Origin of the sequence: Pseudomonas edaphica (assembly GCF_965277385.1) — a bacterium.
GTDB classification, from domain to species: domain Bacteria; phylum Pseudomonadota; class Gammaproteobacteria; order Pseudomonadales; family Pseudomonadaceae; genus Aquipseudomonas; species Aquipseudomonas edaphica.
Genome location: NZ_OZ255725.1, coordinates 2742588 through 2767408 on the forward strand (window position 1 = coordinate 2742588; position 24821 = coordinate 2767408).

The 24821-nt window shown below is 62.2% G+C and carries 26 protein-coding genes; 21 read left to right on the top strand and 5 right to left on the bottom strand.

The annotated features are described in order from the left end of the window. Positions 1–55: 55 nt before the first annotated feature. Positions 56–277, bottom strand: a complete 222-nt coding sequence (locus tag ACQY47_RS12440) for a DUF6124 family protein (RefSeq protein ID WP_428557179.1) — start codon at positions 275–277, stop codon at positions 56–58. Positions 278–745: 468 nt separating this feature from the next. After that, entirely contained in the window at positions 746–1516 is a 771-nt protein-coding gene (locus tag ACQY47_RS12445; protein ID WP_017138539.1) for a ParA family protein, read from the bottom strand. Positions 1517–1833: 317 nt separating this feature from the next. Here ACQY47_RS12445 and ACQY47_RS12450 point away from each other — a divergent pair, with 317 nt between their 5' ends. From ACQY47_RS12450 to ACQY47_RS12545, 20 genes are all read left to right on the top strand, one after another. Beyond that, entirely contained in the window at positions 1834–2553 is a 720-nt protein-coding gene (locus ACQY47_RS12450; protein ID WP_428557180.1) for a beta-ketoacyl synthase chain length factor, read from the top strand. Beyond that, on the top strand, positions 2529–3341 hold the full coding sequence (locus ACQY47_RS12455) for a lysophospholipid acyltransferase family protein (protein WP_017138541.1): 813 nt from the start codon (positions 2529–2531) through the stop codon (positions 3339–3341). The genes ACQY47_RS12450 and ACQY47_RS12455 overlap by 25 nt, the downstream gene beginning before the upstream one ends. Further along, positions 3319–3588, top strand: a complete 270-nt coding sequence (locus ACQY47_RS12460; RefSeq protein WP_017138542.1) for a phosphopantetheine-binding protein — start codon at positions 3319–3321, stop codon at positions 3586–3588. The genes ACQY47_RS12455 and ACQY47_RS12460 overlap by 23 nt, the downstream gene beginning before the upstream one ends. A gap of 9 nt (positions 3589–3597) precedes the next feature. Further along, positions 3598–3852 carry an acyl carrier protein gene (locus tag ACQY47_RS12465; RefSeq protein WP_003187949.1) on the top strand — a complete coding sequence of 85 codons (255 nt, stop codon included), beginning with the start codon at positions 3598–3600 and terminating at the stop codon, positions 3850–3852. Then, a complete protein-coding gene (locus ACQY47_RS12470) occupies positions 3849–4394 on the top strand; it encodes a membrane protein (protein WP_017138543.1) in 546 nt (181 codons plus the stop codon). The genes ACQY47_RS12465 and ACQY47_RS12470 overlap by 4 nt, the downstream gene beginning before the upstream one ends. Continuing rightward, positions 4391–6061, top strand: a complete 1671-nt coding sequence (locus tag ACQY47_RS12475; protein ID WP_428557181.1) for an AMP-binding protein — start codon at positions 4391–4393, stop codon at positions 6059–6061. The genes ACQY47_RS12470 and ACQY47_RS12475 overlap by 4 nt, the downstream gene beginning before the upstream one ends. A gap of 128 nt (positions 6062–6189) precedes the next feature. Continuing rightward, entirely contained in the window at positions 6190–6924 is a 735-nt protein-coding gene (locus tag ACQY47_RS12480) for a glycosyltransferase family 2 protein (RefSeq protein ID WP_017138545.1), read from the top strand. Further along, the gene (locus tag ACQY47_RS12485) at positions 6921–7856 is read left to right on the top strand and encodes a glycosyl transferase (protein WP_428557182.1); all 936 of its coding nucleotides are present in this window, start codon (positions 6921–6923) and stop codon (positions 7854–7856) included. The genes ACQY47_RS12480 and ACQY47_RS12485 overlap by 4 nt, the downstream gene beginning before the upstream one ends. Then, positions 7840–9381 carry an HAL/PAL/TAL family ammonia-lyase gene (locus ACQY47_RS12490; RefSeq protein WP_428557183.1) on the top strand — a complete coding sequence of 514 codons (1542 nt, stop codon included), beginning with the start codon at positions 7840–7842 and terminating at the stop codon, positions 9379–9381. The genes ACQY47_RS12485 and ACQY47_RS12490 overlap by 17 nt, the downstream gene beginning before the upstream one ends. Further along, the gene (locus ACQY47_RS12495) at positions 9374–9799 is read left to right on the top strand and encodes an acyl-CoA thioesterase (RefSeq protein WP_099548061.1); all 426 of its coding nucleotides are present in this window, start codon (positions 9374–9376) and stop codon (positions 9797–9799) included. The genes ACQY47_RS12490 and ACQY47_RS12495 overlap by 8 nt, the downstream gene beginning before the upstream one ends. Positions 9800–9843: 44 nt before the next feature. After that, positions 9844–10506: an outer membrane lipoprotein carrier protein LolA gene (locus ACQY47_RS12500; RefSeq protein ID WP_428557357.1), complete on the top strand. Its 663-nt coding sequence runs from the start codon at positions 9844–9846 to the stop codon at positions 10504–10506. Then, positions 10496–12808, top strand: coding sequence for an MMPL family transporter (locus ACQY47_RS12505; protein WP_428557184.1), 2313 nt, complete (start codon positions 10496–10498; stop codon positions 12806–12808). Before ACQY47_RS12500 ends, ACQY47_RS12505 begins: the two co-directional genes overlap by 11 nt. A 33-nt stretch (positions 12809–12841) precedes the next feature. Then, a complete protein-coding gene (locus ACQY47_RS12510) occupies positions 12842–14089 on the top strand; it encodes an NAD(P)/FAD-dependent oxidoreductase (RefSeq protein ID WP_428557185.1) in 1248 nt (415 codons plus the stop codon). Beyond that, entirely contained in the window at positions 14086–14820 is a 735-nt protein-coding gene (locus tag ACQY47_RS12515; RefSeq protein WP_017138552.1) for a class I SAM-dependent methyltransferase, read from the top strand. Before ACQY47_RS12510 ends, ACQY47_RS12515 begins: the two co-directional genes overlap by 4 nt. Then, entirely contained in the window at positions 14817–15299 is a 483-nt protein-coding gene (locus tag ACQY47_RS12520) for a hypothetical protein (RefSeq protein ID WP_428557186.1), read from the top strand. The genes ACQY47_RS12515 and ACQY47_RS12520 overlap by 4 nt, the downstream gene beginning before the upstream one ends. Continuing rightward, positions 15296–16462, top strand: a complete 1167-nt coding sequence (locus ACQY47_RS12525) for a beta-ketoacyl-[acyl-carrier-protein] synthase family protein (RefSeq protein WP_428557187.1) — start codon at positions 15296–15298, stop codon at positions 16460–16462. The genes ACQY47_RS12520 and ACQY47_RS12525 overlap by 4 nt, the downstream gene beginning before the upstream one ends. Then, positions 16459–16920, top strand: coding sequence for a 3-hydroxylacyl-ACP dehydratase (locus ACQY47_RS12530; protein ID WP_428557188.1), 462 nt, complete (start codon positions 16459–16461; stop codon positions 16918–16920). Before ACQY47_RS12525 ends, ACQY47_RS12530 begins: the two co-directional genes overlap by 4 nt. Continuing rightward, positions 16917–17645: a 3-oxoacyl-ACP reductase FabG gene (gene fabG / locus ACQY47_RS12535; RefSeq protein WP_099548055.1), complete on the top strand. Its 729-nt coding sequence runs from the start codon at positions 16917–16919 to the stop codon at positions 17643–17645. Before ACQY47_RS12530 ends, fabG begins: the two co-directional genes overlap by 4 nt. Continuing rightward, complete coding sequence (locus tag ACQY47_RS12540; protein ID WP_017138557.1) at positions 17645–18871, top strand: beta-ketoacyl-ACP synthase; 1227 nt, start codon at positions 17645–17647, stop codon at positions 18869–18871. Before fabG ends, ACQY47_RS12540 begins: the two co-directional genes overlap by 1 nt. Before the next feature lie 26 nt (positions 18872–18897). Then, a complete protein-coding gene (locus ACQY47_RS12545; RefSeq protein WP_017138558.1) occupies positions 18898–19317 on the top strand; it encodes a hypothetical protein in 420 nt (139 codons plus the stop codon). A 355-nt stretch (positions 19318–19672) separates the two neighbouring features. Here the strand turns inward: ACQY47_RS12545 and ACQY47_RS12550 are convergent, their stop codons facing one another. Beyond that, positions 19673–20566 (bottom strand): LysR family transcriptional regulator, encoded by an 894-nt coding sequence (locus tag ACQY47_RS12550; RefSeq protein WP_428557189.1) that lies wholly within the window; start codon positions 20564–20566, stop codon positions 19673–19675. A gap of 172 nt (positions 20567–20738) precedes the next feature. Between ACQY47_RS12550 and ACQY47_RS12555 the strand changes: the two genes are divergently transcribed. Then, complete coding sequence (locus ACQY47_RS12555; RefSeq protein WP_428557358.1) at positions 20739–21965, top strand: MFS transporter; 1227 nt, start codon at positions 20739–20741, stop codon at positions 21963–21965. A gap of 117 nt (positions 21966–22082) precedes the next feature. Here the strand turns inward: ACQY47_RS12555 and hemE are convergent, their stop codons facing one another. Together hemE and ACQY47_RS12565 are read right to left on the bottom strand one after the other, a co-directional pair. Further along, complete coding sequence (hemE, locus tag ACQY47_RS12560) at positions 22083–23150, bottom strand: uroporphyrinogen decarboxylase (RefSeq protein WP_428557190.1); 1068 nt, start codon at positions 23148–23150, stop codon at positions 22083–22085. Between the two features lie 238 nt (positions 23151–23388). Then, positions 23389–24807 carry an FAD-dependent oxidoreductase gene (locus ACQY47_RS12565; protein WP_003187920.1) on the bottom strand — a complete coding sequence of 473 codons (1419 nt, stop codon included), beginning with the start codon at positions 24805–24807 and terminating at the stop codon, positions 23389–23391. Between the last annotated feature and the right edge of the window lie 14 nt (positions 24808–24821).

Consider the following 24821-nt stretch of genomic DNA (forward strand, 5'->3'; position numbering starts at 1 on the left):
TGATAGACCGAGTTGCCTGCATCGCAGGCAAGCCAGCTCCCACATTGACCGCGTTTTAAGCTCGGGCTACGGGGGTTTCGTGGTCCATCATCTGGCCGACCAGCATTACGCCGAGTTCGCTTAATTGATGGATGGCCAGGGCCACGTCGCGGTGCTCGCCGGTGAGGTCGTTGGAGAGCTTGAGTAACAGGGTACGGACGGAAGAGAAGGTTTCGTAGCTGTTGAGTACGAGGGTTTCGGTAGGGAGGTTGGGTGCAACGGAATAAAGGTTAACCATGGAACGTCTCCGGGTAGGAGCCGCAACCAGCCGCTACTAAACGGAGGGTGGCAGCTGTACGCAGGTTAGTAGACCGGGGAGACTCACCGGCGCGCTCGAAAGCGCCCTCCGTACAGCCACCATCAAATACAGGGCAGTCCTGATCAATGATTTGCTGTACGTCTCACCACGGGCTACTAAACCCGATCACTGAACATTCAGCGACCGGCCAACCTTAGAGACGCCCATCCAGACGCACAAGCCGGGCGATTCTGGCTTAGCTGTAGGCAACGATACAACCCACAACCCCATTTGCCAGACCCTTCCTACAGCCTTCGTAGGAACAATCCAAATCCCCCTGCTGAAACACAAAAACAAATGTGGGAGCTGGCTTGCCTGCGATGGCATCACCTCGGTCTAACTGATAGACCGAGTTGTCAGCATCGCAGGCAAGCCAGCTCCCACAGGGGATTTGTGTTGCTATTGGGATCAGGCATTTTCCAGCAAGTTATGCAGCTCCACGAACTGCAACGTCAGCTTGTGCCGTGGGTCCAGGTGGATCAGCGGCTTGCTCTCCTGGTGCGACTCGCGCATGCGCACCGAGCTGGCCAGGTACACCGGCAGTACCGGCAAACCTTCGGCAATCAACTCATCCAGCATCTGCTGCGGCAGGCTCGCACGGGCCTGGAACTGGTTGACCACGATGCCTTCCACTTCGAGGCCTTCGTTGTGGTCTTCCTTCAATTCTTCGATTTCACGCAACAGACCATACAACGCCTGACGCGAGAAGCTGTCGCAATCAAACGGGATCAGTACACGATCAGCGGCAATCAACGCCGAAACCGCATAAAAATTCAGTGCCGGCGGCGTATCCAGGTAAATCCGGTCGTAATCTTCGCTCAACTCATCCAGCAGCTTTCGCAGCTTGTTGATCTTGTGTTTGGCCTCAAGCTTGGGCTGCAGGTCCGCAAGCTCGGCAGTCGCAGTGATCACGTGCAGGTTGTCGAACGGCGTTTCGTAGATATCCACCTGATTTTTCTTCGAAAACGGCCCGGAAGACAGGGTTTGCTTGAAGAAGTCGGCGATGCCCATCGGGATATCGTCGCCGGTCAGCCCTGTGAGGTACTGAGTTGAGTTCGCTTGTGCATCGAGGTCCACCAACAGGGTCCGATAGCCTTCACTGGCGCTCACCGCCGCCAGGTTGCAGGCAATGCTGGACTTGCCAACGCCGCCTTTTTGATTGAACACCACACGCCGCATGGAAAAAACCTCCGTGTATCAATGAATGTCCGAGTGTAGAGGGCAAAAGCGCCTGTTAGCTACCTCGTTCATCCATGCACTGGCGCATCACCCGGTGAACAAAAGGAAGACTCCTACAATCCGCACGCGGCACGGGTAAAGGACAATCTGTAAATCTTTTCCGGCAAATTGTATTCATCCGTGAACAATTCTTTACCAAAGTTTGCTAGAACCCCACGGCACCGGGATAATGCGCGCCATTCGGCCATTGTTCCCTGTCCCGGTATTCGGGGCCAACGGCTGCACATGGAAGCCCGCAGGGGCGGGATAACTTCTCAGTGATCACTTTCAATATCGACCAATGGCGCGCCTGGGCTCCGGGCCTTGAGACTGCGCAGGACTGGCGCGCCTGGTGCCAGGCTCCGGTGTTAGTGCCGGCCAGCGATGCGTCACCCGATGTGTCGTTCCTGCCCGCCATGCAGCGCCGCCGCCTGAGCCGGCTGGCGCGCATGGCGTTCAGCGTGGGCTGGCCGTTGGCCGAGGGCCGGCAAGACCTGCCGCTGGTGTTTGTTTCCCGGCACGGCGAAACCCCGCGCACCCTCGATATACTCAGCGACCTGGCCAACGACGAACCGCTGTCGCCCACCCAGTTCAGCCTGTCGGTGCATAACGCGGTGATTGGCCTGTGGTCGATCCTGCGCAATGAGACCTGCGAAATGACCGCCCTCGCCGCCGCTGGCGATGGCCTGGAACACGGCATGCTCGAAGCCGCCGCGCTGCTCAACGAAGGCGCCCCGGCGGTGTTGCTGGTGATCACCGAAGAACAACCGCCTGCGGCTTACGCCGACTGGATCCATGATGTGCCCTTCCCTTATGCCCTCGGCCTGCTGCTGACCCCGGGCGACGAGTGGCAACTGGAACTAAACAGCGGCGCTGTCCAACTCAGTCAAACCCAGTGGCCCCACGCCCTGAACCTGCTGCGCACCCTGCTTACCGAGCAGGCCACCTGCCAACATGCCTGGAAGAACCGTGTATGGAACTGGCAACGCAAGCCCTGACCGACAAGCCACGGGACGCCTATTACTGGCGCCTGTTCGCCACCGCCGCGAGCTTCTTCTGCTTCGGTGTCGGCGGGCTGTGCCTGCGTTTGCTGGTGTTCCCGCTGCTCAGTTGCCTGCCAGGCAGTGCCGCTAAACACCAGCGCCGCGCCCGCCACACCATCAGCAAGCTGTTCTGGCTGTTTATCCGCATGATGCAACGCGCCGGTGTGCTGACCTATAGCGTTGAAGGCGCAGAAAACCTCGGGCGCCCCGGCCAGATGATCATCGCCAACCACCCGTCGCTGATCGACGTGGTGTTTTTGATCGGCCTGATGCGCCAGACCAACTGCGTGGTCAAGCAGAGCCTGTTCCAGAACCCGTTCACCCGTGGGCCGGTGCGCGACGCCGGTTACATCAGCAATGACGGCAGCGCCGATATGCTCGATGCCGCGGCCGATGCGCTGCGCGATGGCCAGACGCTGATCATCTTTCCCGAGGGCACGCGCACCACGCCCGGCGTAGCACCGGCCTTTCATCGCGGCGGCGCGGCCATTGCGCTGCGCGGTGCGACAATCATCACCCCGGTGGTGATCAAGGTCAGCCCCACCACCCTGACCAAGGCCGAACCCTGGTATCGCATTCCCAAACGCCGTTTTCACTTCAGTTTGCGCGTAGGTGCCGATATAGACCCACAGGCGTTTGCCACACTGGGACCTGCGCCCCAGGCTTCACGCAAGCTCAACGATTACCTGCATCACTATTTCATTAAGGAGCTCGCCGAAGATGAGCAACCAACACAGCCTTGAGCACGACATAAAGGCGCTGATCATCGAGGCCCTGGGCCTGGAAGACATCAGCCCCGACGACATTGGCAGCGACCAGACCCTGTTCGGCGAAGGCCTGGGCCTGGATTCGGTGGACGCCCTGGAGTTGGGCCTGGCGATCCAGAAAAAGTACGGCATCAAGATCGATGCCGACGCCAAAGACACGCGCAATCACTTCACCAACGTGGCCAGCCTTGCGGCATTCGTCACGGCTAAAAAGGCAGCTTGAGACCGGACCATGCAAACTCGTGACGATATTTTCAACACCCTGCGCGATGCCTTGGTGGAACTGTTTGAACTGCCGCCTGAGCGCGTCACCCTCGACGCCAACCTGTATCAGGACCTGGAAATCGACAGCATCGATGCCGTGGACCTGATCGACCATATCAAGCGCCAGACCGGCAAGAAGATCGCCGCCGAAGAGTTCAAGGCGGTGCGCACTGTCAACGACGTGGTTGAGGCGGTGTACCGTCTGGTCCAGCCTGCCGCATGAGCCGGCTGATCGGCCTTGGCCTGTTGCTGGCGGGGCTGCTGTACCCTTTTGCGGTGTATTACGGCACCGAGCACTTCGCGCCGTGGCAATTCGGTTTGCTGCTGGGCAGCCTGTGGCTGTTGCGTGCGCTGACCGGCGCACGGCGCCCCGGCAGCCGCTGGATGGCCGTGGCGGTGATCGTGTTCTGCCTGCTGTTGGCCTGGTTCGACAACCCGCAGTTGCTGCGCTGGTACCCGAGCCTGGTCAGCGCGTTCATGCTGGCGCTGTTCGGCATGAGCCTCAAATACGGGCCGCCGATGGTCGAGCGTCTTGCACGCATGACCGACCCGCAGCTGCCGCCCAAAGCAATTGTGTACACGCGCCAGGTCACCGTGGTGTGGAGTGTGTTTTTTCTGTGTAATGGCTTGCTCGCCGCCGCCCTCACGCTGTGGGCGCCACTGAGCTGGTGGACGTTGTACAACGGCCTCATCGCCTACGGGCTGATGGGGCTGCTGTTTGCCGTGGAATGGCTGGTACGACAAAGGGTTCGAGGCCGCGTATGAATGGGTTGAAACTTGAGCACTTGCTGCTTGAGGCGCTGGAACAACGTTCGGTCACCACCGAACCTGCGATGAATCACGTCCAACTCTGCGAGCAGGCCCTGAGCCTCGCGGCGGGCCTGCAGGCGCGCGGCATCCAGCGCTTGGCGGTGCACCTGGAAGACGCAGGCGTGCTGGCCGTTGCCCTGCTGGGCGCCTGGCGTGCCGGGGTCAGTGTGCTGCTGCCTGCCGACTTGCAGCCCCAGACCCGCCAACGCTGGGACGACAGCGTGGACGCCTGGCTCGTAGAGGCAGCCGACCTTGACGCGTTGTATCAGGCGCCATTGAGCCCTGCCGCGCTCGACCTCGACGCCTGCCAATTGAGCCTGTGCACCTCCGGCTCCAGCGGCGAACCCAAGCGCATCGACAAGACCCTGCGCCAACTGGCCAACGAAGTGGCGGCGCTGGAAGCGCTGTGGGGCGCAGGCCTCAAAGACGCCTGCATCATCGGCAGCGTGGCCACCCAACATATCTATGGTTTGCTGTTCCGGGTGTTGTGGCCGCTGTGCGCCGGCCGCACCTTTGTGCGCAAACAACTGGCCTTCCCTGAAGACATGCAGCGCGCCAGCCGCGAACATGCGCAATTTGCCTGGGTCGCCAGCCCCGCACTGCTCAAGCGCATGGGCGATAACCTCGACTGGCCCGCACTGAGTAAAGTGTCGCGAGTGTTCTCCTCCGGCGGCGCGCTGCCAGTGGAAGCCGCCGGCAGCCTGTACGACCGCTTGCAGCAATGGCCGACGGAAATCCTCGGCAGCTCGGAAACCGGCGGTATCGCCTGGCGCCAGGGCGCACAGCCGTGGCAGCCATTTGCCGATGTGGAACTGAGCCAGGATGCCGACGGCGCCCTGCGCATTGCCTCGCCGTACCTGCCGGCCGGGCATATCGAACAAACCGCCGACGCGGCGCGCATTCATTCCGATGGCCGCTTCGAGCTGCTCGGGCGCCTGGACCGCATCGTCAAACTGGAAGAAAAACGCATCTCCCTGCCCATGCTCGAACAGGCACTGCTGACCCACGCCTGGGTCGCTGAAACCCGCCTGGGCGTGGTGCAGGAAAATCGCGCTTCACTTGGCGCGCTGGTGGTGCTGAGCGCCGAGGGCCTGCATGCGCTGCGCAACCAGGGGCGACGCAGCGTCACCCAAACCCTGCGCGAGCATTTAAGCCAACATTGCGAAGCCCTGGCCCTGCCACGTCGCTGGCGTTTGCTGCGCCAGCTGCCGCTGAACAGCCAAGGCAAACTGCCCCAGGCTGACGCCGAGGCATTGCTGCTGGCACCACGCCCAAAAGCACCCGAAGTGCTGGAACAGGTCGAAGCCAACGGCGAATGGACTGTGCAACTGAGCATCCCACCGGACCTGGCCTACTTCAGCGGCCATTTCCCGGTCACGCCGGTGCTGCCCGGCGTGGTGCAGGTGGAATGGGCCTTCAACCTCGGCCAGCAACTGCTCGATTTACCCGCGACCTTTGCCGGGATGGAAGTGCTCAAGTTCCAGCAACTGGTGCGCCCTGGTGATCAGGTTGAACTGCACCTGCGCTTCGACCCGGAGCGCGGCAGGCTGTACTTCGCGTACCGCAACGGCGATGCGGCCTGCTCCAGCGGCCGGATTCAATTGGTGGCTGCGCATGCATAGTCCCAATGAGCGCTGCGCGCTCAATCGCGGGCAAGCCCGCTCCCACACTTTGACATGTGAGCACATTCAAAGGTGGGAGCTGGCTTGCCTGCGATGCAGGCAACTCGGTCTCTCAGGAGACCCCGCCCATGCATAACCCCTGCGCCCTCATCCCGGTGTACAACCACGAAGCCGCCGTGCCCGCCGTGGTTCACAGCCTGTTGAACAGCGGCCTGCCGTGCCTGCTGGTCGATGACGGCAGCAGCCCGGCGTGCGCGGCGGTATTGGCGCAACTGGCAACGCTCGATCACGTCACCTTGCTGACCCTGCCAAACAACCAAGGCAAAGGCGGCGCGGTCATGGCCGGTTTTCGCGAAGCCGCGCGCCTGGGCTACACCCACGCGCTGCAGGTAGACGCCGACGGCCAGCACGACCTGCGCGAAGTCGACAGCTTCCTCGACGCCTCGCGCACGCACCCAAATGCGGTGATCTGCGGCTACCCCGAATACGACGACAGCGTGCCCAAAGGTCGCCTTTACGCGCGCTACCTGACCCACGTGTGGGTGTGGATCAACACCCTGTCGCTGCAGATTCGCGACTCGATGTGCGGTTTTCGCGTGTACCCGCTGGCGCCGACGCTGGCCTTGATGGATTCGGCGTACATCGGCACGCGCATGGATTTCGACTCCGACATCCTGGTACGCCTGGCCTGGCGCAACCAGCCGATGCGCTGGCTGCCGACCCAAGTGCATTACCCTACCGATGGCGTGTCACACTTCCGCCTGTTCCGCGACAACGTGCGCATCAGCGCCATGCACACCAGGCTGTTCTTCGGCATGCTGGTACGCGCACCGATGATAGTGTGGCGACGGTGGCAGGCATGAGCGACAGCACCAAACACTGGGCCGACCGCGAAGAGCGCGGCAGCTTCTGGCTGATGAAACTCACCGCGTTCGCGGCCAAAGTGCTGGGCCGCCGCCTGTTGAGCCCGGTGCTGTACGGCATCGTTTTGTACTTTTTCCTGTTCGGGCGCACGGCGCGCCAAAGTGCCTGGCAATACCAGCAGCGCCTGGCCGACTGGAGCGGGCGCGCTGCGTTGCGGCCCAGCCATAAAAGCGTGTTCGCGCAGTTCATGGCCTTCGCCGACTCCTTGCTCGACAAGCTCGACGTGTGGAACGGCAAGCTGCGCATCGAACAGATCGAAATCAACGACCCGGCGCAATTGCGCGGGCAGTTACGCGGCGAGCGCGGCCAGATGCTGGTGGGCGCGCACTTGGGCAACCTGGAGGTGTGCCGCGCACTCGCAGAGATTGGCGAACAAGTCACCATGAACGTGTTGGTGCACACCAAGCACGCCGAACAATTCAACCGCCTGCTGGGCGAGGCCGGGGCCACGCACTTGCGCCTGATCCAGGTCAGCGAGCTGGACCCGGCGACCATGCTGCTGCTCAGCCAGCGCCTGGACGAGGGCGAGTGGCTGGCGATTGCCGGTGACCGCGTGCCCCTACACGGCGGGCGCAAGGTGCGCGTGGACTTTCTCGGGCATGCCGCCGCGTTCCCCCAAGGCCCGTGGCTGCTGGCCGGCCTGCTTAAATGCCCGGTCAACCTGCTGATGTGCCTTAAGCACAATGGCCGCTACCGCCTGACCATTGAGCCGTTCGCCGCATTGATCGAATGGAAGCGCAGCACCCGCGAACACGTCATCGCCCAGTGGACCGCCCGCTACGCCGCACGCCTGGGCGAGTTTTGCCTGGAGGCGCCCCAACAATGGTTCAACTTTTACCCTTTCTGGAAGACCGATGACCCCGCATCTTGAGCCGGTAATTTTTGGCGAACGCCACCTGCCAATCGAAGACGTGCTGGCCCTGGCCAACCGTCAGGCGCCCACGCACTTGCAAGATGACGCAGCCTATCGCCAGCGCATCGCCAAGGGCGCGCAGTTCCTCGACTCGCTGCTGGACAAGGAAGGCGTGATCTATGGCGTGACTACCGGCTACGGCGATTCATGCGTGGTGGCGGTGCCGTTGCAGCACGTCGAGGCGTTGCCGCGTCACCTCTACACCTTCCACGGTTGCGGCCTGGGCAAGTTGCTCGACGCACAGGCCACCCGCGCCGTACTCGCCGCACGCTTGCAGTCGCTGTGCCACGGCGTGTCCGGCGTGCGTGTGGAGTTGCTGGAGCGCCTGCATGCGTTCCTCGAACACGACGTGCTGCCGCTGATTCCGGAAGAAGGTTCAGTGGGCGCCAGCGGTGATCTGACGCCGCTGTCCTACGTGGCGGCGACCCTGTCCGGTGAGCGCGAAGTGCTGTTCCGTGGCGAACGCCGCCAGGCTGCTGACGTACACCGCGAACTGGGTTGGGAGCCGCTGGTATTGCGCCCCAAAGAAGCCCTGGCCTTGATGAACGGCACCGCCGTGATGACCGGCCTTGCCTGCCTGGCCTTCGCCCGCGCCGACTACCTGCTGCAACTGGCCACGCGCATCACCGCATTGAACGTGGTAGCGCTGCAAGGCAACCCGGAACACTTCGACGAGCGCCTGTTCGCCGCCAAGCCGCACCCGGGGCAGATGCAAGTGGCCGCCTGGCTGCGCAAGGACCTGGCGATCGATGCGCCGACTGCGCCGCTGCATCGTCTGCAGGATCGCTACTCGCTGCGCTGCGCGCCCCATGTGCTGGGCGTGCTGGCCGACAGCCTGAACTGGCTGCGCTCGTTCATTGAAATCGAGCTGAACAGCGCCAACGACAACCCGATCATCGACGCCGAAGCAGAGCGCGTGCTGCACGGCGGGCACTTCTACGGCGGGCATATCGCCTTTGCCATGGACAGCCTCAAGACCCTGGTGGCTAACGTCGCCGACCTGCTCGACCGTCAGCTCGCGCTGCTGGTGGATGTGCGTTACAACCACGGCCTGCCGAGCAACCTGTCCGGCGCGCCGGCCGACCGCGCGATGATCAACCACGGCTTCAAGGCCGTGCAGATCGGTACCAGCGCCTGGACCGCCGAAGCGCTGAAAAACACCATGCCGGCCAGCGTGTTCTCGCGTTCCACCGAATGCCACAACCAGGACAAGGTGAGCATGGGCACCATCGCCGCCCGCGACGCAATCCGCGTGCTGGAGCTGACCGAACAGGTCGCCGCCGCCACCTTGCTCGCCGCCAACCAGGGCGTGTGGCTGCGCGCCCAGGCTGAAGACGCGCGCCCACTGCCACCGGCCTTGGCGGCCATGCATGAAGCGCTGGCAAAAGACTTCCCGCCGGTGATCGAAGACCGCGCATTGGAAGGCGAACTGCGCCTGTGCCTCAAACGTATCGCCGAGCAACACTGGAGGCTGCATGCGTAGCCAGGGCGTGTTGCATTGCGACACGCAAATCCTCGTGCCGTTTTTTGATGTCGACACCATGAACGTGGTGTGGCACGGGCATTACGTGAAGTACCTGGAAGTGGCGCGCTGCGCGTTGCTGGACAAGCTCGGCCACAACTACACGGCGATGCTCGAATCCGGCTACGCCTGGCCGGTGATCGACATGCAACTGCGCTATGTACGCGGCGCGACCTTTGGCCAAACGATCAATGTGCGCGCCAGCCTGGTGGAGTGGGAGAACCGTTTGAAGGTGAACTACCTGATCACCGACCTGGCCAGCGGCGAGCGCCTGACCCGCGCCAGCACCGTGCAAGTGGCGGTGGAAATCGCCAGCCGCGAGATGCAACTGGCCTCGCCCGCAGTCTTTACCAACGCAGTAGAAAGGGCCTTGAAATGAGATCCAATGTGGGAGCGGCGGTGCGACGATTCGACTTGCCCGCGATGGTCGTCAACGATAACGCGCTTCGCCTGATACTACGCGGCGCCCTCGGGTTCATCGCGGGCAAGCCCGCTCCCACAGGGATTGTGCTAATCCTGTTGTTGTGTATTCCAGGCCTGGCCCACGCCTTCGACCTGCAGCAGCTAAGCGACCAACTGGCCAAACCCGCCGTAATCCACGGCAGCTTCATCCAGGAAAAACACCTGCGCGCCCTGCCCCAGCCACTGGTCAGCAAAGGCACGTTCGTACTCGCCAAAGACCACGGCCTGCTGTGGCTGTTGAAAACCCCGCTGCAACAGGACTACCGCATCAGCGCCCAAGGCATCGCTCGGCGTGACGCCAATGGCTGGCAATTGCTGCCGAACAAGAGCGCCGGTGCCGAGCAGAATCGCCTGTTCCTTGCCGTACTCCAAGGCGACAGCAGTGGCTTGCAGCGCGATTTCGAGTTACAGCTGCAAGGCGAAGCCCAACAGTGGAAGCTGACGCTGGTCCCACGCTCGCTGCTGCTCAAGCAGGTATTCACCCAGATCAATATCGACGGCGGCGAGCTGGTGCAAACCATCGAACTGCTCGAAACCCAGGGCGACAGCACCGTGCTGCGCATGCAGGACAGCACTGCCGGCCAACCGTTGAGCGAATCGGAGCAACACGACTTTGCCCAGTGAGCGCTGGCTGCCACGCCTGTTCCTGATCCTGCTGGTGGCGGTGTTGGCGCTGGCCGGCTGGCAGTGGCGCCATGGCGCGCCATTGTCGGCCAACCTGATGGAACTGGTGCCGGGCAGCACGCCGGATGCGCTGGAACTCAAGGCAGAACAGCGTATGCAGGAACCGCTGAACCGCGAAATGCTGGTGTTGGTGGGGCATGCCGATCGGCAAAAAGCCGTAGCAGTGGCGCAGCAAATGGGCGAACGCTGGCAGGCCAGCGGCCTGTTTGAAAAAGTGCAGTGGAACCTGCAAGCCGACTTGCCCGCCCTGCGTGAACAATTGCTGCGCGGTCGGCTGGCGATGCTCTCGGCCAAGGACCGCGAGCAACTGATCGAGCACCCAGACGCGTTCATTCAGCAGCGCGTGCAAGCGCTGTTCGACCCGTTTACCGGGTTCAGCCTGGTGCCGAGCCAGGACGACTGGCTGGGCCTTACCGGGCGCATCCAGAACAGCCAGCCGCAGCACGGCTCAGTGCAGCTCGATATCGGCAGCGGCGCCTTGATTGCCGATGCCGACGGCAAAAGCTGGGTGCTGCTGCGTGCGCGCACCACCGGCAATGCCTTTGATATGAAACTGCCGCTGCAAGTGGCGGACCTGCTCCAGGCCAGTCGCGAACAGGCCAGCGAGCAAGGCGCGCAATTGCTCGCTGCCAGCGGCCTGCTTTACGCCGCCAACGGGCAGCAACAGGCCACGCGGGAAATCACCTGGGTCGGTGGTGGCGCCACGCTGGGCATCCTGTTGTTGCTGTTGCTGGCGTTTCGGCGCTGGCGGGTGCTGCTGGCGTTTGTGCCGGTGCTGGTGGGTATGCTGTTTGGCGCGGTGGCCTGTGTGGCGCTGTTCGGCCATATGCATGTGATGACCCTGGTGCTGGGCTCCAGCCTGATCGGCGTGGCGGTGGATTACCCGCTGCACTACCTGTCCAAAAGCTGGAGCCTGCAACCGTGGCGCAGCTGGCCGGCCTTGCGCCTGACCCTGCCGGGGCTGAGCCTGAGCCTGGCGACCAGTTGCATTGGCTACCTGGCGCTGGCCTGGACGCCATTCCCGGCGCTGACGCAAATCGCGGTGTTCTCCGCTGCCGGTTTAGTCGGTGCTTACCTGTCGGCGGTGTGCCTGCTGCCCGCGCTGCTCAAGGGCGTGGAACTGCGCCCGGCACAGTGGCCGCTGCGGGTTGCCGAATGCCTGTGGCTATTGCGCGCCGCGTTGCTCAAGCGCGTGCCAAGCCCTGTGCTGCTGGCGCTGTTGCTGCTGTTTTGCGCGGGCGGCCTGTGGCACCTGAACAGTAAAAACGATATCCGCCAATGGATCGGTGCCCCGCCACAATTGCTGCAAGAAGCCCAGTCCGTGGCGCGCATCACCGGCTTCCAGCCCACCAGCCAGTTTTTCCTGGTGCGCGCCGACAACCAGCAGCAGTTGCTGGAACGCCAGGCCGCCCTGGGCGAACGCCTGGATCAGTTGGTGAACATGGGCAAGCTGCAAGGCTACCTGGCGCTCAACCAGCTGGTGAGCCTGCCAGCTGAGCAGCAACAATTGCGCGCTGCGCTGAACAACCTCGCGCCGCACTGGCAGCCGCTGCTGGACCTGGGCGTGCCTGCCAGCGCGCTGCAAGCCGAAGTCACGCAACTGCAAGCGCTGCCCACCGAAGACATCGACGCCGCACTGGTTGGGCCATTGGCTGAGCCTTGGCGCACCTTGTGGCTGGGGCCAGTGGACGGCGGCGTGGCGGCGATGGTCAGCCTGCAAGGCCTGAACAACCCGGCGCTGTTGCGTGTGCAAGCGCTGGACTTACCCGGCGTGCAACTGGTTGACCGGCTGGGTGATTTGAACCGAGTGTTTGCCGACACGCAGATCAGCGCGGCTGAGTTGAAGCTGATGTCGTGTGTGCTGATCGTGCTGTTATTGATTATGCCGTTCGGTGTTGGCGGTGCCCTGCGCATCGTCGCCCTGCCACTGCTCGCGGCGCTGTGCAGCCTCGCCAGCCTCGGTTGGCTGGGCCAGCCGCTGACCTTGTTCAGCCTGTTCGGCCTGCTGTTGGTCACCGCCATCAGCGTCGACTATGCGATCTTGATGCGCGAGCAGATCGGCGGCGCGGCCGTGAGTCTTTTAGGTACGCTGCTGGCAGCACTGACGACCTGGTTGTCGTTTGGCCTGCTGGCGGTGTCGAGTACACCCGCCGTGAGCAATTTCGGCCTGTCGGTCAGCCTCGGCCTGGCGTTCAGCTTTATGCTGGCGCCTTGGGCCGGGCATCAGAAGCACGCCTTATGAATGTGTTAATCGCCAAAGTGGCAAGGAGCCCTCGTGCCCACAGTTGAAATGGAACGTCGCCAGGTGGTGGTGATTGGTGCCGGGCCATCCGGCGCTATCGCCGCCGCGCTGTTAAAGCGCAACGGGCATGATGTATTGATTATCGAGCGCGAGCATTTTCCGCGCTTCTCGATTGGCGAAAGCCTGCTGTCGCACTGCATCGACTTTATCGAAGAGGCCGGCATGCTCGACGCCGTACAGGCCGCGGGTTTCCAGGTAAAAACCGGCGCGGCGTTCGCCTGGGGCGAGCGCTACAGTGCGTTTGATTTCGGTGACACCTTCAGCAACGGCAAGCCCACCACCTTCCAGGTGCAGCGCGGCGAGTTCGACAAGTTGCTGGCTGATCAAGCGGCGCTGCAAGGCGTAGATATTCGCTATGGCGAAAGCATCGTCGGTGTGGATTTCGCCGGTGAAAGCCGCTACCTGCACGTGCGTCGCCAGAATGGCAGCGAGTATCACCTCAAGGCCAAGTTCGTGCTCGATGCCAGCGGCTACGGCCGCGTGCTGTCGCGCCTGCTGGACCTGGAAGCACCGTCGAATTTCCCGGTGCGCCAGGCGGTGTTTACCCACGTTGAAGATCACATCACACACCCAGGTTTTGATCGCAGCAAAATCCTCGTCACCACTCACCCGACCCAACGCGATATCTGGTTCTGGACCATCCCGTTCAGCCATGGCCGCTGCTCGGTAGGCGTTGTGGCGGCAAAAGAACATTTCGACGGCCGCGACAGCGACCTCGACGCCTGCCTGCGCGGTTTCATCGCTGAAACGCCAAGCCTGGCGGGCGTGCTGCAAAACGCCGTGTGGGATACGCCCGCGCGTACCCTCGCCGGCTATTCGGCCAACGTCAAAAACCTGCACGGCCCGGGCTTTGCGCTGCTGGGCAATGCGGCGGAATTTCTCGACCCGGTGTTCTCTTCCGGCGTGACCATCGCCATGCGTTCGGCGAGCATGGCCGCAGCGCTGTTACATCGCCAACTCAAGGGCGAAACCGTCGACTGGCAAACCGAGTTCGCCGAGCCGCTGAAACGCGGGGTCGACACCTTCCGTTGCTATGTCGAAGGCTGGTATGCAGGCACCTTCCAGGACGTGATTTTTCACCCAGGCAGCTCGCCGGAGATTCGCCGGATGATCAGTTCGATCCTCGCCGGTTACGCCTGGGATGAGCGCAACCCGTTTGTCAGCGAGCCCAAACGGCGGCTGCGGATGTTGTCGGAAATTTGTGCGGGTGAGCCGGTATGAGTAGCCAATACCTGAGTAAAAACTACGTCGAAGAAACCAAATTCGGCTTCTGGTTCCTGCGCAGCCACACTTGGCAGCACCATGTATTGCGCGTGGCGATCAACGACCTGCGCGGCCTGTTCACCGACCCGCTGCCCGTGGCGCCGGTGCTGCTGGACGCCGGTTGCGGCCAGGGCAAGTCGTTCCAGTATTTGCAGCAGGTGTTCGCGCCACAGCGCTTGATCGGCCTGGATGCCGACCCGCACAGCCTTGAGCTGAGCCAGGCGGAAGCCAAGCGCCAAGGCTTGGCCATTGAGCTGATCGGCAGCGACTGCGCCACGCTGCAGGTGCCGGACGCAAGCGTCGATATCCTGTTCTGCCACCAGACCTTCCACCATCTGGTTGAACAGCATCGCGCCTTGAAAGAGTTCTATCGCGTCCTTAAGCCGGGCGGCTATCTGCTGTTTGCCGAATCCACCGAAGCCTATATCGACACTTGGGTGATTCGCTGGCTGTTCCGCCACCCGATGCATGTGCAGAAAAGCGCTGAAGAATACCTGGAGATGCTGCGCGAGCAGGGTTTTGAGTTCGGCCCGCAGAACGTTTCGTACCCGTATTTGTGGTGGAGCCGCTCCAGCGATTTCGGCCTGCTGGAACGCTGGGGCCTGCGCAGCCCACCACCGGTTGGCCAGCGCGAAGAAACGCTGGTCAACTGCGTGGCGCGTAAACCTTTAGCGAGCGCCGAAACATGATTCGTATGCTGTTGATGGGTTGCCTGTTGCTGCTGAGCGCCTGCGTCAGCCAGCCGCCGCTGCCCGAAAAAACCCCGGCCCTGGCCTTGCCCATGCAACTGCACGTGCAGCGCCGCGCCGACGGCCAAACCCAGGATTGGCTGCTGGTGATCCAGCGCGAAGGTGCGGCCATTCGCTGGTCGATGATGGACCCGTTGGGTATTCCCCAGGCCCGGCAAAAGCTGATCAATGGCCAGTGGCAGGCCGACGGCTTGCTGCCGCCCAATCCGCAGGCGCGTGAACTGTTTGCGGCGCTGTTGTTTGCGCTGACCTCGGCCGATGACATACCCACGCTGTACCCGCGTGCCCAGGCGATGGACCTGACGCGCACGCTGCCGGGGCATTGGCAGATCGTCTATCAGTCCTCCGAGGTGTTCAGCGTGAACATGGCGGGCCAGCCGTTGAGCTACCGCATCACCCCACTGGGGGCGGCGCGATGACGGCTTACCTGAATGCCCTGGGCGTGATCTGCGCCCTGGGCCGCGGCCAGGCTGAAGTCAGCCGCAGCCTGTTTGCCGGCGATTGCTCCTGCATGCGCGCCGAAAGCGGTTGGGTGCCGGAGCGCGTGCTGCCGGTGGGCGGCGTGCGCAGCGAGCTGGTGGCAATCCCGGCTGAGCTACGCCCGCAGAGCAGCCGCAATAACCAGTTGCTGCTGGAAGCGGCCTTGCAGATTGAAAGCGAGCTGCGCCAGGCAATCCACACCTACGGCGCCTCGCGGGTTGGCATTGTGCTGGGCACCAGCACCTCGGGCATCGATGAAGCCAGTCGCGGCATCGCGCATTACCTGCGTGGGCAGCAGTTCCCGGGCGACTATGACTACCAGCAACAGGAACTCAGCGCACCGGCGAATTTTCTCGCTGACTGGCTACAGGTAAGCGGCCCGGCCTATGTGATTTCTACTGCCTGCACTTCCAGCGCCCGTGCGTTGATGAGTGCCCAGCGCCTGCTCGACCTGGGTGTGTGTGATGCGGTGATCTGCGGCGGTGTCGACAGCCTGTGCAAGCTGACGCTGAACGGCTTTACCGCGCTGGAAGCGGTCGCCAGCGAACGCTGCAATCCGTTTTCGGTAAACCGTAACGGCATCAATATCGGTGAAGCAGCGGTGCTGTTTCTTATGACTAAAACGCCCGCGCGGATTGCCTTGCTCGGCAGTGGCGCCAGTTGCGATGCGCACCATATCTCCGCGCCCGAGCCCAGCGGCAAAGGTGCGTTTCAGGCGATGCGCAAGGCGCTGGCCAGCGCCAAACTTGAACCGGAACACATCGGTTACCTGAACCTGCACGGCACTGCCACCCAACACAACGACGCCATGGAAAGCCTGGCCGTCGCCAGCCTGTTTCCTCAAGGTGTAACGTGTTCGTCGACCAAGCCCATGAGCGGCCACACCCTCGGTGCCGCAGGCGCGCTGGAAGCGGCGTTCTGCTGGTTGAGCCTGATGCATGACCGTGTACCGCCGCATGTGTGGGACGGCCAAGCCGATCCGGCGCTGCCCGCGTTGCAGTGGGCGCAGGTCGGCGACACCTTGAAAAAACGCTGCCTGATGAGCAACTCGTTTGCCTTCGGCGGCAATAACGTCAGCCTGATAATCGCGGAGGCCCCATGATCGATTGGCCACTCGCCGAACTGCTGCCCCACGCGGGCGACATGATCCTGATCGACCAGGTGCTGTCGTTCGATGAAGAGCAGGTTCACACCCGCGCCACCGTCAAGCCAGCCGGCCTGTTCAACCGGCCGGACGGCAGCCTGCCGGCCTGGGTCGGCATCGAGCTGATGGCGCAAAGCGTCGCCGCCTATGCCGGTTGCCGCGCGCGCCAGAATGGCGAGGCAGTGGAACTGGGTTTCCTGCTCGGCACGCGCAAATTCGAATGCAACGTGGAACACTTCCCGGCCGGCGCCGAGCTGCGCATCCACGGCCTGCGCTCGCTGGAAGACGACAACGGTATGGGTGTGTTCGAATGCCACCTGACCGGTGACGGTATCCAGGCCAGCGCACGTTTGAACGTATTTCGACCGCCCCAGGCGGCCAATTATTTAGATGAATCGAAGGACTCAACGCCATGACTGAATCCGTACTGGTCACCGGCTCCAGCCGTGGCATCGGCCGCGCCATTGCCCTGCGCCTGGCCCAGGCCGGGCATGACATCGTGCTGCATTGCCGCAGTGGCCGCGCTGAAGCGGACGCGGTAAAGCTCGAGATCGAGGCGCTGGGCCGCAAGGCGCGGGTGCTGCAATTTGATGTGGCGGATCGTTTCAGCTGCAAGGAAATCCTTGAGGCCGACGTGGAGCAATATGGCGCCTATTACGGCGTGGTGCTCAACGCCGGCCTGACACGCGACGGTGCGTTCCCGGCCCTCTCCGAAGACGATTGGGATGTGGTGATGCGCACCAACCTGGATGGTTTCTACAACGTGCTGCACCCGGTGATGATGCCGATGATTCGTCGTCGCGCCGCTGGCCGTATCGTTTGTATCACGTCGGTTTCCGGTTTGATCGGCAACCGTGGCCAGGTCAACTACAGCGCCTCCAAAGCCGGTTTGATCGGCGCGGCCAAGGCGCTGGCTATTGAACTGGGCAAGCGCAAGATCACCGTCAATTGCGTCGCCCCAGGCTTGATCGACACGGCGATGCTGGATGAAAACGTGCCGGTCGAAGAACTGATGAAGATGATCCCGGCGCAACGCATGGGCACCCCGGAAGAAGTCGCCGGTGCGGTGAACTTCCTGATGTCGGCCGAGGCCGGCTATATAACGCGCCAAGTGCTGGCCGTGAATGGGGGCTTGTGCTGATGAAGCGCGTCGTCGTCACCGGCATGGCCGGCATGACCTCCCTGGGCAGCGATTGGGACACCATCGCCGCCAACTTTCGCGCCAACCGCAGCGGCATCCGGCGCATGGATGAGTGGGACCGTTTTACCGAATTGAACACGCGTCTGGCCGGGCCGATCGACGATTTCGTCGTGCCTGCGCACTGGACGCGCAAGCAACTGCGCAGCATGGGCCGCGTCTCTCGCCTGGCGGTGTGGGCGGCGGAACAGGCGTTGCAGGATGCCGGCTTGCTCGGCGACGAATCGATCAAGGACGGGCGCATGGGCGTGGCCTGTGGCTCATCCACCGGCAGCACCGATGAGATCAAGGCGTTCGGCAATATGCTGCTGAACTCAGTGGCCGAGGGGCTGAATGCCAACTCCTATGTGCGCATGATGCCGCACACCACAGCAGCGAATATCAGCATCTTCTTTGGCCTCACCGGGCGGCTGATCCCCACCTCCAGCGCCTGCACCAGCGGCAGCCAGGGCATTGGTTACGCCTACGAGGCGATCAAGTTCGGCCGCTTGCCGTTGATGCTTGCCGGCGGCGCCGAGGAATTGTGCCCCACCGAAGCCATGGTGTTCGACGCGCTCTACGCCACCAGCCTCAAAAACGACGCGCCGCAGACCAGCCCACGCCCTTACGACAGCGGCCGCGACGGCCTGGTGATCGGCGAAGGCGGCGGCATGCTGGTGCTCGAAGAACTGGAGCACGCCCTGGCGCGCGGTGCGCATATCCACGCCGAGTTGGTCGGCTTCGGCAGCAACGCCGACGGCCAGCACACCACGCGCCCGGAGCAGAAAACCATGCGCCGCGCCATGGAGCTGGCCCTGGAAGACGCAGGGCTTGAGCCATCCGCCATCGGCTACGTCAATGGCCACGGCACCGCCACCGATCAGGGCGACATCGCCGAGACGCTGGCCACCAGCAGCCTGTTCGGCAGCCGCATGCCGATCAGTTCGCAGAAGAGCTTTCTGGGCCACACTTTGGGCGCGTGCGGCGCACTGGAATCGTGGTTCAGCATCGAAATGATGAACCGCGACCAGTATGTGCATACCTTCAACCTGGATGCCGTCGACCCGCAATGCGGCGAGCTGGATTACCTGCAAGGTGGGTTTCGCGAGATGCACAACGACTACGTGATGAACAACAACTTTGCCTTTGGCGGCGTCAACACTTCGCTGATCTTTCGCCGCTGGTCCTGATTTTTTAATTGATTGGAGAAAACGGAATGTCTTCCTTGCTACGCGCCACCCTGATCACTCTGGCTTTGCTGACCACCGCCGGTTGCACCAACAAACCCGTGCTAAACACCCAGCACGATTTGCCGGTCACGGCCCAGCTCAGCGAAGAAAAAATCAAACAGGTGATCGTCGCGGCCCTGCAAAAACGCGAATGGACCGTGCAACGCCTGAGCCCGCAACTGGTGCAGGCCGAAATCACTGTGCGCAACCAATTCCACGCCGAAATCGATATCCGCTACACCCGCACCAGCTACGCCATCACCTACCGCGACAGCCGCGACCTGGGCTACAAGGACGGCAAGATCCATCGCAACTACAACCGCTGGGTGAGCATGCTGGATCGCGACATCATGGCGGGCTTGCAGAGTGCGGGTATCAATGGCGTGGAGGCCTTGAAGCAGAACTGAGGCTTTCGCATCCAAATGTGGGAGCTGGCTTGCCTGTGATGGGCATAGGTATCTACACAACTTTTAAAAGCACCCTATTTCTCCTGTGGCGAGCAGGCTTGTCCTGCGTTGGGCTGCGAAGCAGCCCCAAAAAACAGACGTTGAGTACTTTCAGCAAAATTGCAGTGCCTGTACTGGGGCCGCTTCGCAGCCCAACGCAGGACAAGCCTGCTCGCCACAATAGCCCACCTGCCACAGACTTCGTGTTAACCGGTTGTGTAGATACCTATGCTGCGATGGGATCACCTCAGTTTTTCTGATAAACCGAGGCGCCTGCATCGCAGGCAAGCCAGCTCCCACTTTTGACCGTGTTCGACTATAAGATCGCCTGGCGCGTCAGCAGCTCCACAAAGGCCTTGGCCATTGGCGTTTGCGCACCCTTGCGTTGCACCAGCCACACCGCCGTCACGGCCTCCCGATCGAGCAAGGTGCGATAGACCACGCCATCAATGCGGATGCGCTGGTAAGACGCCGGCAGCACCGACACCCCCAACCCCGCCGCCACCAGGCCGATGATGGTCATCGCCTCCCCGGCTTCCTGGGCGAAGTGCGGGCTGAAGCCGGCATCGCGGGCCAGGTTGAGCAGCTGAGCGTAGAGGCCGCTGCCGTAGGTGCGCGGGAAAAATACAAACGGCTCTTCGGCCAGTTGCGCCAGGTGCAGGCCGCGCTCGCTGCCGTCCACCAACGGATGGCCAGCGTTCAATACCGCAACCAACGGCTCGCGCATCAACTCGATTACGCTTAGAGAATCCGGCAACGGCAGCGGGCGCATCAGGCCCACCTGAATCGACTCATCCACCAGCGACTCGGCCACCTCGGTGCTGCTCATTTCCTGCAAATTCAGGTGCACCGCAGGGAAGGCTTTACGAAACGCAAAGATCGCCTGTGGAATGCTGGAGTTGAATGGCGCCGACGAGGTGAAGCCGATCTTCAGTTCGCCTAACTCCCCCAATTGCGCGCGGCGGGCAACGTCGGCGGCTTTATCCACCTGCGCCAACACCAAACGCGCCTCGTGCAGGAACAATCGGCCGGCCTCGCTCAGCTCAACCCGACGATTGGTGCGCTCAAACAAGCGTGCGCCTACCTCCTGTTCCAGCGCCTGGATCTGCTGGCTCAACGGCGGTTGAGAGATGCCCAGCACCTGCGCGGCGCGGCCAAAATGCAGCTCTTCGGCGACGGCAATGAAGTACCGCAAGTGACGCAATTCCATGCAAACCTCATTAGGTCGTAAAAGCTCTTAAACAGGTCGAACAATATATTGGAAAGAATCATTAGGCAGCTATATTCTTTTTCGTATTGCCAGTCCTGGCAGGCTTTTCCTCCCCGAGGTCCCCGTGAAATCTGCTGTCGCGCCATTCGCTCAAGAAGTCCCGCCTACCGCCTTGGATGAGGTGGTCGCCCAGCTCAATGACGCGTACATCGAAAAAGGCACGCCGATGTTCATGCGCACGGTGCTGGCGCTGTTCTCCGGCGGGTTTGCCACCTTTGCCCTGTTGTACTGCGTGCAGCCGATGATGCCGGCGTTATCCCACGAGTTTTCCATCAATGCGGCGCAAAGCAGCCTGATCCTCTCGGTCGCCACGGCGATGCTGGCGCTGGGCCTGCTGATTACCGGACCGATTTCCGACCGCTTGGGGCGCAAGCCGGTGATGGTTGCTGCATTGTTCTGTGCCGCGCTGGCCACCATCGCCAGCGGCTTGATGCCGACCTGGGAAGGCATTCTGCTGATGCGTGCGCTGGTGGGCTTGTCGCTAAGCGGCCTGGCCGCCGTGGCGATGACTTACCTGAGCGAAGAGATCCACCCTCAGCACATTGGCTTGGCCATGGGCCTGTACATCGGCGGCAACGCGATTGGCGGCATGAGCGGGCGCCTGATCATCGGCGTCTTGATCGACTTTGTCAGCTGGCACACCGCAATGCTGATCATCGGTGCGCTGGCGCTGATCGCGGCCACGGTGTTCTGGAAAATCCTCCCCGAATCGCGCAACTTCCGCGCCAGCAGCCTGAAGCCGCGCAACCTGGTGGACGGTTTTGTCATGCACTTCAAGGACGCGGGCCTGCCGTGGCTGTTCCTCGAAGCCTTCCTGCTGATGGGCGCGTTCGTGACGATGTTCAACTACATCGGCTATCGCCTGCTGGCCTCGCCTTATGAGCTGAGCCAGGCGGTGGTCGGCCTGCTGTCGCTGGTGTACCTGTCAGGCATCTACAGCTCGGCGAAAATCGGCTCTCTGGCTGACCGTCTCGGCCGCCGTCGCGTACTGTGGGGCACCATCGTCTTGATGCTGTCGGGGATGCTGCTGACCCTGTTCACGCCGCTGTGGCTGGTGGTGCCGGGCATGCTGATCTTCACCTTCGGCTTCTTCGGCGCGCATTCGGTGGCCAGCAGCTGGATTGGGCGGAGGGCGGTGAAGGCCAAAGGGCAGGCGTCGTCGCTGTACCTGTTCTGCTACTACGTGGGGTCGAGTGTCGCGGGGACGGCGGGCGGGTTCTTCTGGCACTTTGCCGGGTGGAACGGGATTGGCGGGTTTATCGTGGCGCTGTTGATTGGCGCGCTGCTGGTGGCGCTGAAGCTGGCGAAATTACCACCGCTGAGGAATGTAAAAACCTGACGCGGTCCTGCTTTTAATGTGGGAGCTGGCTTGCCTGCGATAGCAATAGTGAATTCACTACTGCTATCGCAGCGGTGCGACGATTCGACAAGCCAGCTCCCACATTTGGTTTGCGTTTTATTCGTGGTATTGCGCCGACAGCTCATGCACTGCACGCAGGAACGCGCCAGCGTGCTCCGGGTTCACTTCCGGGGTGATGCCATGGCCGAGGTTGAACACGTGGCCGCTGCCCTTGCCATAGCTGGCCAGGATGCGGCCGACTTCGTTGCGGATCGCTTCCGGCTTGGCGTAGAGCACGGTCGGGTCCATGTTGCCTTGCAGCGCCACGCGGCTGCCCACGCGCTGGCGGGCTTCGCCGAGGTCGCAGGTCCAGTCCAGGCCCAGTGCATCGGCGCCCGCATCAGCAATGCTTTCCAGCCACAGGCCGCCGCCTTTGGTGAACATGATGACCGGCACTTTGCGACCTTCGTGTTCGCGGATCAGGCCGCTGACGATTTTGCGCATGTAAGCCAGGGAGAACTCCTGATACGCCGCCGACGACAGGTTGCCGCCCCAGGTGTCGAAGATCTGCACCGCTTGCGCGCCGGCCATGATCTGGCCGTTGAGATAACTGGTAACCGACTGCGCCAGCTTGTCCAGCAACAGGTGCATGGCTTGCGGGTTGTCGTAAAGCATGGCCTTGGTTTTGCGGAAGTCTTTCGACGAGCCGCCTTCGACCATGTAGGTAGCCAGGGTCCACGGGCTGCCGGAGAAGCCGATCAGCGGCACGCGGCCGTTAAGCTCGCGGCGGATGGTGCTCACAGCGTCCATCACGTAGCCGAGGTCTTTATGCGGGTCCGGGATCGGCAGGGCTTCGATGTCGGCCAGTGTGCTGACAACTTTTTTGAAACGCGGGCCTTCGCCGGTTTCAAAATACAGGCCTTGGCCCATGGCGTCAGGAATGGTGAGGATATCGGAGAAGAGGATGGCCGCATCCAGTTGTGGGTAGCGGTCCAGCGGCTGCATCGTGACTTCGCAGGCGAACTCCGGGTTCATGCACAGGCTCATGAAATCACCGGCATTGGCGCGACTGGCGCGGTATTCCGGCAGGTAGCGACCGGCTTGACGCATCATCCACACGGGCGTGACGTCTACGGGTTGCTTGAGCAGGGCACGAAGGAAACGGTCGTTCTTGAGGGCAGTCATGTCGGCATCCGCAAAAAAAGTGCGGGCATTTTCTCAGAGCGCGACGCAAAAGGCACGGAGTGAGCCGTGCCTTTTGTCTATCGGGTCAATTTGTCGCGGTGTCTTGCGGTATGACAGACACCACCAAACCCTATCTGGAATGGGGTTTGTGTGGGAGCTGGCTTGCCTGCGATGGCGGTGGTGAATTCACTATCGCTATCGCAGGCAAGCCAGCTCCCACCGTTGACCGTGTTTCAAATCAAACTTGCAGGTAGTCCAGGATGCCTTCGGCGGCGTTGCGGCCTTCGAAGATCGCGGTCACTACCAGGTCAGAGCCGCGCACCATATCGCCACCGGCGAAGATTTTCGGGTTGCTGGTCTGGTGCTTGTACTGGCCTTGTTCCGGGGCTACCACGCGGCCCTGGCTGTCGGTCTGGATCTCGAACTGCTCGAACCACGGCGCCGGGCTTGGGCGGAAACCGAAGGCGATAACCACGGCGTCAGCCGGGATGATTTCTTCGGAACCCGGGATCGGCTCGGGGCTGCGACGGCCACGGGCGTCCGGCTCGCCAAGACGGGTCTCGACCACCTTCACACCTTCAACACGGTCTTCACCAACGATGGCGATCGGCTGGCGGTTGTAGAGGAACTTCACGCCTTCTTCCTTCGCGTTCTTCACCTCTTTGCGCGACCCGGGCATGTTGGCTTCGTCACGACGATAGGCACAGGTCACCGACTTGGCGCCCTGGCGGATCGAGGTGCGGTTGCAGTCCATCGCGGTGTCACCACCGCCCAGTACCACGACCTTCTTGCCTTTCATGTCGACGAAATCTTCCGGCGACTTTTCAAAGCCCAGGTTGCGGTTGACGTTGGCGATCAGGAAGTCGAGCGCGTCATACACGCCCGGCAGGTCCTCACCGGCAAAGCCGCCCTTCATGTAGGTGTAGGTGCCCATGCCCATGAACACGGCATCGTATTCGGCGAGCAGTTGCTCCATGGTGATGTCTTTGCCGATTTCGGTATTGAGACGGAACTCGATACCCATGCCGGTGAAGACTTCACGACGGTGGCTCAGCACGGTTTTTTCCAGCTTGAACTCGGGAATACCAAAGGTCAGCAGGCCACCGATTTCCGGGTTCTTGTCGAACACCACCGGGGTCACGCCACCACGCACCAGTACGTCGGCGCAGCCCAGGCCCGCCGGGCCTGCACCGATGATTGCAACGCGCTTGCCGGTCGGCTTGACCTTGGACATGTCCGGGCGCCAACCCATGGCGAACGCGGTGTCGGTGATGTACTTCTCCACCGAACCGATGGTCACCGCGCCGAAGCCGTCGTTAAGGGTGCAGGCACCCTCGCACAGACGGTCCTGGGGACAAACCCTGCCGCAGACTTCCGGCAGGGTGTTGGTCTGGTGCGACAGCTCGGCGGCAGCGAGGATGTTGCCCTCGGCCACCAGCTTGAGCCAGTTGGGAATGAAGTTGTGCACCGGGCACTTCCATTCGCAATACGGGTTACCGCAACCCAGGCAGCGGTGGGCCTGGTCGGCCGAGTGCTGGGGTTTGAAGGGTTCGTAGATTTCCACGAACTCTTTCTTGCGTTGACGCAACAGTTTCTTCTTCGGATCTTTGCGCCCGACATCGATGAACTGGAAGTCGTTATTCAGACGTTCAGCCATGTTAAAACCTCATC